Genomic DNA, 13,426 nt, shown 5'->3' on the forward strand with positions numbered 1-13,426 from the left:
GATTAATTTTTTTCTCCAAGGCGCTGCTGCAGTGCCGTTACAATATGTTCCATGTGCATTCCCCTGGATCCCTTTACAAGAATCCACATTCCAGGGGTGAGAATTTTTTTAAGGTCGTTCGTCAGGGCCGCATGGCTTCCTGTGAGGATTCTTTCCCGGGGGAAACCCTTTGACAGAGCACCTTCCATGACATGAACCGCCATATTCCCGTGGAGGAAAAGATGGGAAAGTCCCACTCCTGCTGCAAGTTCACCCAATTCTCTGTGCAGCATGCCTGCTTGATCCCCCAGTTCCAGCATGTCCCCAAGTACGGCAACGGTGGGGCTGTGGTTGGATTGGGATTTCAGGATATTAAGGGCCGCTGCCATGGAGCCGGGGTTGGCGTTGTAGGTGTCATTGATGATTTTTATCTTTCCAGCGTTGTCCTGGCATTGGGTTTCCAGAATTTCCATGCGTCCCTTCACCGGTCGGAAAGTCCCAAGTCCACGGCGTATGTCACTGGGATCCATACCTGCTCCCAGGGCAGCCGCAGCCGCGGCCAGGGCATTTTGTACCATCACTGGTGCCGGGGTCTGAAGGGTGATTTGTATGGTGGCGGGGGGATTGTCTGTGGTGGTTTTCAGGTTAAAGCTAATGCTTTCACCGTCCGAAGAAATGTTTTGGGCAGACACATGTGCGTCACCACTGGTGCCGAAAAAACAACAGTGAATGGGACGTGTTCTGGCCACTTTTTCCATGATGGGGAATCTTTTATCATCTCGGTTGAGAATGGCCAGCCCTTTTTCTCTAATACAGGGAAGCAGTTCTGATTTTGCCCGGGCCACGGCCTCCACTGATCCCAGTCCTTCCAGATGAGCCTTGAAGGTATTTGTGATAATTCCCATGTCCGGCTTTGCCATGTTGCCCAGCCGTGTGAGTTCGCCTTCATGGTTCATGCCCATCTCCACCACGGCCCACTGGTGGGCAGAAGATAACTTGAGTAGAGTAAGAGGCAGGCCGATTTCGTTATTAAGGTTACCCGGGGTGGACATCACCGTGTATTTTTGTCTTAAAATGGAGGCAATCATTTCCCGGGTGGAGGTTTTTCCACAGGATCCGGTGATGGCAATGATTTTTGCATTGGATCTCCGGCGCTGGAAGGCCCCAAGCCTGCCAAGCGCACTCAGGGGATTGTCCACGCAGAAAACACAGGCATTTTGTCCGGAGAACTGTTCCTTTTCAGCGGGGGAAAGGGAGTTGAAAAAGGCTGTCTTTACCACAAACCCTTTAATGCCCCGTTCCAGAAGCGGGAAGATAAACTGGTGTCCGTTATAGGTATCACCCTGGAGGGCCACAAAAAGATCTTCACCGGTGATGGATCTGGAATCCGTTGAAATACCGGCAAAAATACGGGGATAAACCCGGGGGGGGGCTGTCATTTCAAGGGCTTCAATCACATGGTCTGTGTGCCAGGCAATGGGAGGATTCTGGTTCATGCCTTTTCTTCCTTTTTCCAGCTCGCCTGATTTATGGCTTGTTGGAGTATGAGACGGTCATCAAAATCAATGATGCCCCGGGCCGTTACCTGATAGGTTTCATGGCCCTTGCCAGCGGCGAGGATGATATCCCCGGAACGGGACAGTTCTACCGCTGCCTGCAGGGCTTTTTTCCGGTCAGGTTCCACCAGGATGGGAGGCACAGATGAACCCAGGTCCGTTAATCTGGAAAGCCAGGTCACTTTTTCATGGGAGTGGGCGGAGGATGTAATGCCAGTCAGAATGTCCTTGATGATTTCTTCGGGGGGTTCTGTTCTGGGATTATCCGATGTGACTAGGGCAATGTCGCTGTATGTGGCTGCAATGTTCCCCATTACGGGACGTTTGGAGCGATCTCTGTCTCCTCCGCATCCGAATACTGTGATGATCCGGCCCGGAGCCCGCAGTTTTAATGTTTTTAATATGGATTCCAGAGCATTCGGGGTGTGGGCGTAGTCCACAAAGATGAAGCGGTTGCCGGGATTAGCCACCCGTTCCAGACGTCCCGGGACTCCTTTGCAGTCTTCAATACCCCGGCAGATGATGTCCGGGGCTATCCCAAGGGCATGGGCACCTCCGGCGGCGGACAGAATGTTTTCCAGGTTGAACGCGCCGGTGAGATCGGAAGAAAAATGGTTTTTAATCCCATGGATGTCAAGCATTGCCCTGATACCGGAGATATCTTCCACAATATCTATGGCCCTTACATCGGCACCGGTACCGGTGGTTATGGGGGCGGGTAAGAGGGTTTGGGCAAGATCTGCACCCCTTTGATCATCAATATTGATGATGGCCCGGCCGTTTTTGCTGCCCCGGGCCAGCTGGCGGGTATACAATTTTTTTTTGCAGGCCCAGTAGGCACCCATGGTTTTATGATAGTCCAGGTGATCCTGGGTGAGATTTGTGAAAATGGCGGCGTCAAAAAAGCAGTCTCGGACCCGGTGAAGATCCAGGGCATGGGAAGAGACCTCCATGACAACATGGGTGACCCCGGCCGTTACCATGACTGCCAGCATGCGCTGCAGGTCCATGGATTCCGGGGTGGTCACCGGGGTATCTGCAACCTGATTTTTGTATCGCCAGTTGATGGTGCCGATGACACCGGTTTCATATCCTGCGGCCTTTAAGATATGCTCCACAATCCAAGTGGTGGTGGTTTTGCCGTTGGTGCCGGAGATGCCCATCAGGACGAGTTTCTCAGAAGGGTTGCCATAAAAGCGTGCGCTGATGGCGGACATGGCCCGTCGGGTGCTTTTTACGGCAATACTGCGGATTTTTGTTTTAACATGCTGATCCACCACAACGGCAACGGCCCCGTTTTCAATGGCCTGGTCAATGTAATCATGGCCGTCGGCCTTAAGTCCTTTGATGGCAATGAAAAGTCCGCCGGGGGTTACCTCCTGGGCCCTGTAATGGATGGATACAATTTCCGGGTCGTTGCCAGGTTCCAGGTCAGAGGAAAGATTTCTTTCCCATAGGGGGGTACAGGTTTTTGTTAGATAAGAAAGTCTCACGGGTTATGCTCCGCTGGCCCCAGGGGCCAAGGATTGCCCCTGTTTCATGTGTGGGGCAATGTTCAGGTAATTAAAACTTTTTTCCAGAATGGTTTTAAAGGCCGGAGCCGCAACCACTCCACCATAATGATGTTTTCGGGGTTCATCCACAATGATCACCACTGTCATCTGTGGGTTATTCTGGGGGGCAAACCCCACAAATACTGCTGTGTATGCGGTGTCGGAATACCCTTTCTCAAATCGTTTGGCCTTCTGGGCCGTGCCGGTTTTTCCACAGACCTCATAGCCGGGAAGGTCGGCCCGGGTGCCGGTGCCTCCCTCTTGTACCACCGAACGCATCATTCGGGTAACATTGAAGGCGGTGGTTTCTGAAACGGCCCTGCCCAGCCGGGTAGGGGGATATTTTTTTTTAAGGGAACCATCTCCTTTAAGCAAGGCACGGATAAGACGGGGTTCCATTCGTATGCCTTTGTTGGCAATGGTGGAAACGGCACCGGCAAGTTGTATGGCCGATACGGCAATGCCCTGGCCAAAAGCAATGGCCGCCGTGTCAATGGAGGTCCATTTGCCTGGAGGCATAAGGGTCCCCGTGGTTTCAATGGGGCAGGAAATGCCGGTTTTTTCTCCAAATCCAAAACGGGTGAGCGTGTTGTGGAGTTTTTCACTTCCCATTTGCATGGCTACTTTGGTAACGCCGATGTTGCTGGAAACCTGGACAATCTGTCCAAGTGTGAGCCAGCCATAGGAGTGGGTATCCCTTATGGTCTTATTCCCAACCCTGAAGGCTCCGTTTTCACAGAAAAAAGGGGCGTCTGGAGAGCTTACTCCCTGGTCCAGAGCCCCCGCTGCTAAGAAAATTTTCAGGGTGGAGCCGGGTTCAAAGGCATCAGTTACGGCCCGGTTTCGCCATGTTTTCTGGTCAAATTCACCAAAAATATTGGGATTAAACAGGGGAAAATGGGCCATGGCAAGAACCTCACCGGTGGCAGGTTGCATGACAATGGCAATGCCGGAATTTGCATCATTGTCAATAACCGCTTTTTTCAGGGCCATTTCTGCAATGTACTGTATGGTTTTATCAAGGGTGAGTACTAGGGATTCACCCCTCAAGGCCCGGGTCTTTTCTTCAATTATTTTAAGTGCGTTTTTTTTTATTCGTATGCTTTCAGTCCTTCCCTTGAGCTGTGAATCAAACTTGAACTCAAGCCCTTCTTTCCCCATATCATCCCACCCTGTGATGCCGATTACCTGGGCAGCCAGTTCCCGGCTGGGGTGAAATCGGATGGTGTCCTTAATTGGCAGAATGCCACGAATTTTCAGGGCGGTTATTTTGTCTGCCTCCCCGGTGGAGAGCTTTTTTTTCAGCCACATAAATTTTTTCCCCGAAGAAAATTTCTCGGTAAGGACTCTTTCATCCAATTGCAGCAGAGGGGCCAGGGTGCGGGCCGCCTGCCGGGGATCAAGTATGTCCACCGGAGCGGCGGCAATGGATATGGCATCCAGGCTGGTGCTGAGCTTTTTCATGTTCCGATCAAGAATATCCCCCCGTTTTCCCTGTAGATCAACCTGTATCATCAAGTCTTTATTTGCAAGCCCGGTGAGTTGGTCTGTATCAAACAACTGCAGCATGACGGCCCTACCTGCAATTAGCAAAATGACGAACCCGAATAAAAATTCCATCACACGTATCCGTGTGGATATTTTCTGGAAAATCTCCTGGGTCATGGCATGTCATCCATATTAATAATCTGTTCTGGTGCTGGTGTGTGAAGATCCAGGTTATCCCGGGCAATGGTCATGATACGTTCCGGTGAAGATAGCCTCTCTTTTTCCACGATCAGCTCCGACTGGTATGCCCTTTTTTCTTTTTGCCGAGCTTGTGCCTTTGAAATTTCTTTGCCCGTGGTGCTGATTTCCACCCGAATCCATGTGTAAAATAGCAGTTCAAAAATAAAAAACACAATAATTACAAGCCATCTTCCCTGGAATGTGGTTGGCGTTTTCCCGGGGGCGTTTTTCTTTGTATTGGTTCTGATCACTGCTTAAATTTTTTCAGCAACCCGCAATCGGGCACTGCGTGCCATGGGATTCGTGGCAATTTCTGTGGCCGTGGGGAGAAATGGTTTCCGGGAGATGGATTTCAGACAGGGGGTAAAACCACAGGTGCATTGGGGAAAATCCCTGGGACAGGTACATCCGTTTTCAAAGGCTCTTATACCATGCTTTACAATGCGGTCTTCCAGGGAATGAAAGGATATGATGCAGATCCTTCCCCCCGGGTTCAGCAGTGAGGGGATCTGTTCCATGATTTTTTCCAGACGCTCCAGTTCCCGATTTACCTTGATCCGCAGGGCCTGGAATACCCGAGTTGCCGGATGAATCTTCTGGGCTCTTGCCACCTTGGTCGGAATGGCATCTGTTATAATTGCCGCCAGTTGAATACTGGTGGTGATGGGTGCCAGGCTTCGCGATTCAATAATCCTTCGGGCAATCTGCCGGGACATGCGTTCCTCCCCATAGGAGAAAAAAATATCGGTGAGTTCCTTCTGGGTAAAGGTGTTAACAATATCCGCAGCCGTGATTCCATGGCGTTTGTCCATACGCATGTCCAGGGGTTCATCCTTTAAAAAACTAAAACCTCGCTGTCCCCTTCTGAGTTGATGAAGGGAAAGCCCGAGGTCAAGGAGGATGGCATCCACACCTTTAATGTTCATGTTTTTAAGAATTTCAGACATATGTGAAAAATTGTCATGAACAATGGTAATATGGCTGTCCTTGCGGGATAGTTTTATACGGGCATTTTCAATGGCATCCATGTCCTGGTCAATGCCGATGAAACGGCCCCCCGGAGAAATTTGATTGACCATTTCAGCGGCATGGCCAGCACCGCCAAGGGTTCCGTCCACGCACATGTCCCCCGGTTTCAGGTTCAGATGGCGGGCCACTTCCTGTGGCATGACGGAGGTATGTTCAAAGGTCATTGATTACAGTCCCAGGGATGCAATGGTTTGTTTTACATCCGGTTGATTAAGATCATCAGTCAACATGCTGTTCTCCATTTCCCAGCCCTGCCTGGACCATATTTCAAAGCGGTCCAGCAATCCCACCAGTACAATGTCTTTTTCCAGGCCAGCATAAATTCTAAGGGGTTTGGGAAGCAATATACGGTCTTGTTTGTCGCAGGTACAAAGGGTTGCATTCCCCAGAAAAATCCGTTTGAAACGACTCATGTAATCCAGTTTCACAGCCATGAGTTTCTTTTCGATTTCCATCCATTTTTCCATGGTGTAGGCATACAGACAACCGGCATTTATGCTGATCATGATCTCATTGGTGCCAGTGGCAAGGATCACCTTTTTGAATCGGGCTGGAATGATGACTCTGCCTTTGGGGTCCATGGTGTGAAAAGAACTGGATCTAAACATGGCTTGGGATTGAATCCTATTTTTAAAAGTAACTCCACATTTATCCACCGTAATGTCTACTATTCTCTGAATCCCATTATTAAGTCAAGAAAAAAATATGTATAAAAAATTAAATATTTGAGAAAAGGCAAGAATTCGCGCCAAAAAATAGGGGGTAGAAGTTGGATGTTTGGGGATAAAAAAGGTTGTCTTCGGGAGGGATAAAAGTGGAGGGAATATGACGGCAAGCCTTTCTCCGGTCTTCAGAGTGGCTTGCCGCCAAGGATGTTGTTATGATAAAATAGAAAATATGTCACGACCAGGAGTGTTTAAGCCCTGTTTGCATGGGTCACGGCTGGGTCTCCGTGGAGAGGGGCGTCTCCGTATCTTCCGGTTTCTTTTCAATGCCCAGGAGGGTCTCCATGTTGGATACAAGATCCTGCCCCTGATATGTATCCAGTACAAAGGGAAAGGGCGTTTCCGATGAGAGGCCTGGGTATTTGCCGTTGGCATCTTTCTCAAACAGTGCCAGCTCTATCTCTTTATCACCCTTTAGAAGGATGCGGCACAACGGAGTCTGTCCCCCAAGGCTTTTTTTGTTTTCATCTGCTGTGTAATTATCACATTCCAGGGACGACAGGGTGGAAAGAAGCGTTTTAACCTTGTCTGTATCCCCGGGGGTATTATCATCCTGGAAGATCCATACTGTTTTTGCTTTATTGTTTGTTGCCGGTGCCTGGTCCTGGGAAGCGCTCTTTTCTGTTTCTGTGGGTGGCGGGGTGGCGGCAGGATCCGTTTCAGTGACAGGGCTTGGCAACAGTGTTCGGGTAATACCCGATGCGTTCAGTTCCATGGCTTTGATGGTTTTCTCATCAAAGGAAAGCACCTGCTTGTTTCTAAGCTCATTGATGCCTGCCTCAAAGTCCCTTCGGAAATTGCCAGCGGCGTGGTAAATTGTGTCATTTCCTTCAAGTATGACAAAGGTTTGGTGGTACGAGGGGGCAACTTTTCCAATTTCAAAGGTGCGCACAGGGCCTGAACTTCCTTCTGCTGTAACCTTTATACGGTTTTCCGAATCCAGCTGATAGCGTCTGGCATCATCTCTTTTGTCAGACACAAGGGTCGTGATGTTAAGGTCCGTTATGGTTTTTATCAGGGTGTTTATTTTATCGGTATCCGCTGGATAGGCTTTTTCCGTGATACCCCAGACCTCATTGGTTTTTGATATGCGAATGGTTTTGCCATTTTGTTCAATGGTTATGGCTGTGATATCCGAGGCCTTGAGTGGTTTTAACTCAGGCAGGGTATAGTTGTTTCTGTTTTCATTGTGGGTAAAAAGATAGCCGCAAAGTCCGGCAATCACCAGTATGAGAATGAGATATTCCTTTTTCATGGATGGTGGGTCTCCTTAGTTTTCCTGGAACATCAGTTTGATTTTCCGTTTTCTGCCCCGTCGTTTTAACAGCACTGCAAATCCCATGAGGATCACCAGCAAAGGCAGGCCAGCAATGTTAAACAGTTTGATCACCCCCCGGATAAGGGGGGTGGTTTCGGCAAGGGGATTAAAGGTCTGGTTTTTACTTCTCAAAACCGCAATGTCATCCCGATCGTTGAGATGATCGATGACATTTAGAATAAAGGCGGCATTGGTGCTTTGGCCTTCCGGGTCCAGCATGTTGTCCTGGAGCACCGCGGAACAGGCCATGACAAAAATTTTGCCGGAGGTGCCTTTGGTGATAAAGGCATTACGGGTTTCTATTTTTGCCAGCAGGGGATCTTCTGTGGCCATTGCTGCAGGAGAGGCTTCTTCATCCAAAGGTGTGTCCCCGGTGTCTTTTTTCTCCGAGGTCAGATCCGCTTCAGCAGCGGGTTTGGCTGGCAGGTCTTTACCTGCAAAATAACTGGTGAACTCTCCAGAGATCACCCAGGCAAGGGGCTGGGATTTCATATCGGATGTCTGGGTGGGGGGCTGCAGAAACATGGGGTTTAAGTCAATGTTGTCTGCCATGGTCCATGACTTCTCCGATGAGGAAAAAAGCCGAGTGGCGGTGAGCCCACTTTGTTCCACCTTATTTTTATCCACAAGAACAGGGGAGATCTGCATGGTGATCAACCCCTTGATATTGCTCATGAAGTCGAGGGTTCGGTCTATATTCGCGTCTTTGATGATGGGGGCAAAGTAGATGTTTTGATCTCCGCCTCCCTGTTGGGGAGGCAGTTGCTGGCGGTAACAGCTTTCATCCAGCACATATGAGGGATCAATGGTGATGCCGTAATGGGCCAGAAGTTTTTCAAGGCCGGTGTCAATCGGCACATACCGGGGGCCGCCGCCCATGCCCATGGGCTGCTGGGGCATGATTTCCTGGAAGGCATCGGTGAAAAAGGCAATGTTGGTGCCCTGCATCAATGCCTGGTCGATCTGGAACAGCTCATAATCGGAAAAAGACTGGGTGGGTTTTGCAATGATAAGGGTTTTCAGTCCTTCGGGGATACCCTCTTTATTCAAGGCAAGGGATTTTATGGTGTACTGCCGGGACAACAGCTGATTGAAGGCGTTCATGTTGCTCCGGGGTTGGCCCGGCATCATGCCCATGGCACCGGGAGAAAGGGCCAGGGTACCATGATCGGCAAGATAGCCCACTGTTTGGTTTATACCGATCATGGTTTCCATGGTCTGGGACAGTGTGGCTTTAAGGGCTTCTGGATTGGCCATCTGATAGGTGGTGCCGATGATGGGTAAGTTGACGCTGGTGATAAGAGGGGTGACCTTGATCTGGTCCTGGTATTCCATGACAATGCCGGCTCCGCCGCTTCCTGCGGCAATGCCCTGCTGGGGAACTTCAGGCCATTTGAGAACCATGAGGTTATATTTTCTGGCAAGATCTTCCAGGGCCTTATCCCCGGCGGGATTGACAAAGTCATAATCAATGTTGCCAAGGCTTTCCTGGTTCAAAGCTTCCACCACTTCTTTAATGGTCCCGGGAAGGGCGGACAGCTGGTCAAGACCCATGAGGGGCGCCACCTTTTCCAGGGAGGAAGACAGGTACATGCGGATTTTTATTTTATCTTTCAGGGCCATGTAGGCGCTGACCTTATTGTTGAGCTTCTGTATGGCCGTGGTCAGAAGGTATTCAAGTCCGTCGGTGGAGGTGATGGCGGGTATTTTTTCCATCATATCCCCGTGGATGATCACAAGTCCCATGTAGGCCTGCTGGAACTTCATTTCATCGTTTTCAATGATGCGGATCTGCACCGGTGATATACCGTAATCCTGGGCCAGCTGTTTATTGGAGTTGGACTGATCTGTGAGACCGGAATCATCTGCCGTGACATCATAAAAGGTATAATTAAAAAGCTTTCCCCCTTCTGCGGCATAGGCCTCAAACAGGTCGTGGAGGTATCTTTCGGTGGTGTTGTGGGGGGCTGGCAGATTCTTGGTGAAAAAGACCTTGATGGTTAAGGGTTCGGAAAGGGTTGCTACCACGGCTTTACTGGCATCGGAAAGGGAATAGATGCGGTTGGCAGTGAGATCTGCCCGGAAAAACAGGGTCACCGCCACCACGTTGATGAGAATGACCACCACCGCATAGGTGAGAAATTTTATATATGCGCCTTTGTTTGAGTATGTTTTCATATGGATCCCTCCTTAATTCTTTTTCTGCATCACAAGATAAGTGCCAAAAAGCCCGAGAAACATGACACTTAAGAAATAAAGGATATCCCTTGAGTCAATGACTCCCTTAGAAATGCTCTGGAAATGGGTGTTGGTTCCAAGGAATCCGATGATTTCCGTAAGGGATGCGGGCGTGAAAAAAAGAATCCGGTCCAGTATGGTGAGGGTAAAGCAGATGGCCGCACCCAGAATAAAGGCCACAATCTGGTTCCGGGTCATGCTGGAGGCAAAAATTCCCAGGGAACAATAGGCTCCGGCCAGGAGCAGGGCACCGAGATATCCGCCGATGACAGGGCCAAAGTCCACCTCTCCAATCATGGATATACAAAGGGGATAGGCCAGGGTGGGCAGCAGCATGCAGCCGGAAAAGGCCGTGGCGGCAAGAAATTTGCCAAGGGCAATGTCTCTGAAGGAGACCGGCAGGGTCATGAGGGTCTCATAGGAGCCCACATTGATCTCTTCGGAAAATAGACGCATGGTCACCGCCGGTATGATAAAAGAAAAAATGGTGGGCAGCAGGGAAAAAAAGTTGCGCATATCCGCCCGGTCAAAGATGAAAAAGGTGGAAAAGAAAAACCATCCCGTCACCACCAGAAACAGTGAAATAACAATGTAGGCAATGGGGGAGATGAAATAATCCTTGAATTCCTTGGTTGCAATGTGAAGGGTCTGGTACATTGTTTATGCTCCCTTTGTCAGTTCTTGAAAGATGTTTTCAAGGCTCTGGGATTCCCTGGTCAGTTCGGCCACGATCCAGTCGGTTTCTTTGATTTTAAGATAGATATCCTTCCTGAAGTCCCGGGTTTCGCTGCTTTTAATTTCATACAGGGAGATGCCGGATTCTTTTTCCGCCATCTGTTTGACCACAAGGGAAGAATCTATGCTGGTTAGAAGATTTAAAACAGGTTCTCCGGGATCGCCGTACAGGGCAAGGGTAAAGCGGTTGTTTTTCTGTGCACGGTTCTTAAGGTTTTCGGTGGTGTCATCGGCGACTATCCGGCCGTTATTCACAATAACGATTCTGTCACAGGTGGCTTCGGCTTCACTCAGGATATGTGTGGAAAAAATAATGGTTTTTTCCTTGCCGATGCGTCGGATGATGCTTCTGATTTCTGCAATCTGATTGGGATCAAGTCCTGATGTGGGTTCATCCAGAATCAAGATTTCCGGATCAGTCATCATGGCGTGGGCAAGTCCCACCCGTTGCTTCAAGCCCTTGGATAGTTCATCCACGGATTTGTGCATGATGTCAGCAAGGCCGCACAGGTGGGACAATTCGTGGAGCCTGTTTGTGATGTCGTCACCTTTAAGCCCCCTAACCTTTGCCACATAGGTCAGATAATCAAACACCAGCATGTTATGGTAAAGGGGGGCGGATTCCGGCAGATATCCCATGAGTTCTTTTATTTTAAGGGTGTCCCCCGGCATTTCAAGGTCTTTGACTTTGATGGTACCGGATGTGGGATTGAAAAAACCGGTGAGCATTCTTAGGGTGGTGGTTTTTCCGGCGCCGTTGGGCCCCAGAAGGCCCAGGATTTCTCCCTTTCGGATGTTAAGGCTGATGCCGTCCACCGCACAGAAACTGTTGTAGTATTTGGTCAGATTCTCGACCTGTATCACAGTACCTCCTTTATGCTTTTATTATTCGTGGCAGGCGCTTATGCCCTGCCGAACACAACAAAAAATGAAAACGGCATGATGCCGCCCGCCGGGGGCTTTGCTGTCGGCATCTGCAGATAAAAAAAAATAAGGATCAGTGATCCTCAATGATTCTGCTTTTTTCGATGAACTCAGAAAGCTCTTTTCTAGCACGGGTCAGGGAAACCATGGATCGCTCTATCTGAAGGCAGAAAGGGTCTTCCGGCCCCAGGGTGTCTCTGGCCTTTTCCAGAAGTGTCTTTCCTGCTTCCCAGTGGGCTCTAACCTCATTAAACAGGATCTTTCGCTGTTCGTGGCGTTGTTTTTCTCCCTTGATGACATCTTTAAGCTTGTGAAGAGAATACTCCACCAGAGCATCTCTGGGGGTGTTGAGATCGTTGGAGATCAACTCCAGCACCTCCAGGGTTTTTCGGCTGAGTACATAGGTCTTTTGAACCCGCTCAATGCGGTTGAAGTGGCCCATGCGGATGGTAGCACCAATATCTCTCAGGGCAGTGGCATCGTCCATGAGGTGGTCAAAAAGGGATTTCTGCTTGATCCCCAGGTGCACCGCCACCAGACTTAAATAAGCAATGGCTTTTTCCGAGAGTTTGAAGGTGGCCCTCACCGACTGCTTTCCCCGGAGGTCCAGGGTCGTTGTGCCTGAGGCTGTTTTTTTTTCTGGCATATCACCCTCCCGGTATTGTCCATGTTTAGTATGCATTATTTTATTGAATGCATATAAAATAATCATGGATAAATTTTTTAAAAGCATACTTTTACATAAAAATGAATCCAGGATCAATGAAAAATACAAAAAAAGTGTTAATAACAGCGAAGCGGTACCACCCCAAAATTTTCTTGAATTCAGCCCGGCTTTGTTGGAATTGCGTGAACCACCTTGACTTACCTTGCTGATTTATATTATTAATTAAGATTTTAAATGGCTTGAAACGCTGGCGGGGTGTGCCCCGATCCAGTCAGGTGAGGAAGCGTGATGACAAAGAATATTGTAACCCAAATTGATGACGCGGTGGAAATCAACACCGTTCTGGTGAGTGTGTCGGATAAATCCGGACTTGAAACCTTTATTCCCGGATTGCTGGATATCAATCCCCGCATAAAAATCCTTTCCACCGGGGGAACCCATAAGCGGATAAAAGAAATTCTGGGGGACAGGGCCAGTGGATCTCTGCAGCAGGTGTCCGATTACACCGGGCAGCCCGAAACCCAGGGAGGGCTTGTGAAAACCCTGGATTTCAGGATCTATCTGGGGCTTTTGACAGAAACCTATAATTCGGATCACCAGAAGGATCTGAAACGCACCGATTCCCTGGCCATAGACATGGTGGTGGTGAATCTTTATCCCTTTAAAGAGACCATTTCAAAGCAGGGTGTCACCTGTGAGAATGCCCGGGGCAATATCGATATCGGCGGACCCACCATGATCCGGGCATCGGCAAAGAATTTCATCCGGGTGGCTTCGGTGGTGAATCCGGTGGATTATGACGGTATTTTAAATGACATGAAAGACAACAGCGGTGCACTGACCCTGGCCCAGCGCTTTGCCCTTTCACAGAAAGCCTTTGAACACACGGCAGTGTATGACAGAACCATTGCGGACTACCTTGCAGGATTGTCGGCCAATGATGTGATAACCTGCTACAGCACGGGGGAATAAAA

General features: G+C 49.4%; 12 protein-coding genes. 1 reads left to right on the top strand and 11 read right to left on the bottom strand.

The window, feature by feature from the left end:
- Nucleotides 1-2 precede the first annotated feature (2 nt).
- From ACYQ2M_RS00260 to ACYQ2M_RS00310, 11 genes are all read right to left on the bottom strand, one after another.
- On the bottom strand, nt 3-1,475 hold the full coding sequence (locus ACYQ2M_RS00260; protein WP_459914297.1) for a UDP-N-acetylmuramoyl-tripeptide--D-alanyl-D-alanine ligase: 1,473 nt from the start codon (nt 1,473-1,475) through the stop codon (nt 3-5).
- Entirely contained in the window at nt 1,472-3,028 is a 1,557-nt protein-coding gene (locus tag ACYQ2M_RS00265) for a UDP-N-acetylmuramoyl-L-alanyl-D-glutamate--2,6-diaminopimelate ligase (RefSeq protein WP_459914298.1), read from the bottom strand. The genes ACYQ2M_RS00260 and ACYQ2M_RS00265 overlap by 4 nt, the downstream gene beginning before the upstream one ends.
- Nucleotides 3,029-3,031: 3 nt before the next feature.
- Nucleotides 3,032-4,753, bottom strand: a complete 1,722-nt coding sequence (locus ACYQ2M_RS00270) for a peptidoglycan D,D-transpeptidase FtsI family protein (protein ID WP_459914299.1) — start codon at nt 4,751-4,753, stop codon at nt 3,032-3,034.
- A complete protein-coding gene (locus tag ACYQ2M_RS00275) occupies nt 4,750-5,067 on the bottom strand; it encodes a cell division protein FtsL (RefSeq protein ID WP_459914300.1) in 318 nt (105 codons plus the stop codon). The genes ACYQ2M_RS00270 and ACYQ2M_RS00275 overlap by 4 nt, the downstream gene beginning before the upstream one ends.
- Before the next feature lie 3 nt (nt 5,068-5,070).
- Nucleotides 5,071-6,009 carry a 16S rRNA (cytosine(1402)-N(4))-methyltransferase RsmH gene (rsmH, locus tag ACYQ2M_RS00280; RefSeq protein WP_459914301.1) on the bottom strand — a complete coding sequence of 313 codons (939 nt, stop codon included), beginning with the start codon at nt 6,007-6,009 and terminating at the stop codon, nt 5,071-5,073.
- A gap of 3 nt (nt 6,010-6,012) precedes the next feature.
- Entirely contained in the window at nt 6,013-6,453 is a 441-nt protein-coding gene (mraZ, locus tag ACYQ2M_RS00285) for a division/cell wall cluster transcriptional repressor MraZ (protein ID WP_459914302.1), read from the bottom strand.
- Nucleotides 6,454-6,781: 328 nt separating this feature from the next.
- A complete protein-coding gene (locus tag ACYQ2M_RS00290; RefSeq protein ID WP_459914303.1) occupies nt 6,782-7,825 on the bottom strand; it encodes a DUF4340 domain-containing protein in 1,044 nt (347 codons plus the stop codon).
- Between the two features lie 15 nt (nt 7,826-7,840).
- Nucleotides 7,841-10,066 carry a Gldg family protein gene (locus ACYQ2M_RS00295; RefSeq protein ID WP_459914304.1) on the bottom strand — a complete coding sequence of 742 codons (2,226 nt, stop codon included), beginning with the start codon at nt 10,064-10,066 and terminating at the stop codon, nt 7,841-7,843.
- Nucleotides 10,067-10,078: 12 nt separating this feature from the next.
- Nucleotides 10,079-10,783 (bottom strand): ABC transporter permease subunit, encoded by a 705-nt coding sequence (locus tag ACYQ2M_RS00300; RefSeq protein WP_459914305.1) that lies wholly within the window; start codon nt 10,781-10,783, stop codon nt 10,079-10,081.
- A gap of 3 nt (nt 10,784-10,786) precedes the next feature.
- Nucleotides 10,787-11,725, bottom strand: coding sequence for an ABC transporter ATP-binding protein (locus ACYQ2M_RS00305; protein ID WP_459914306.1), 939 nt, complete (start codon nt 11,723-11,725; stop codon nt 10,787-10,789).
- A 133-nt stretch (nt 11,726-11,858) separates the two neighbouring features.
- Nucleotides 11,859-12,431 (bottom strand): hypothetical protein, encoded by a 573-nt coding sequence (locus ACYQ2M_RS00310; RefSeq protein ID WP_459914307.1) that lies wholly within the window; start codon nt 12,429-12,431, stop codon nt 11,859-11,861.
- 309 nt (nt 12,432-12,740) lie between these two features.
- Here ACYQ2M_RS00310 and ACYQ2M_RS00315 point away from each other — a divergent pair, with 309 nt between their 5' ends.
- Nucleotides 12,741-13,424 carry a hypothetical protein gene (locus tag ACYQ2M_RS00315; RefSeq protein WP_459914308.1) on the top strand — a complete coding sequence of 228 codons (684 nt, stop codon included), beginning with the start codon at nt 12,741-12,743 and terminating at the stop codon, nt 13,422-13,424.
- Nucleotides 13,425-13,426 lie beyond the last annotated feature (2 nt).

The sequence above is a fragment of the Desulfocicer niacini genome, from assembly GCF_054657595.1.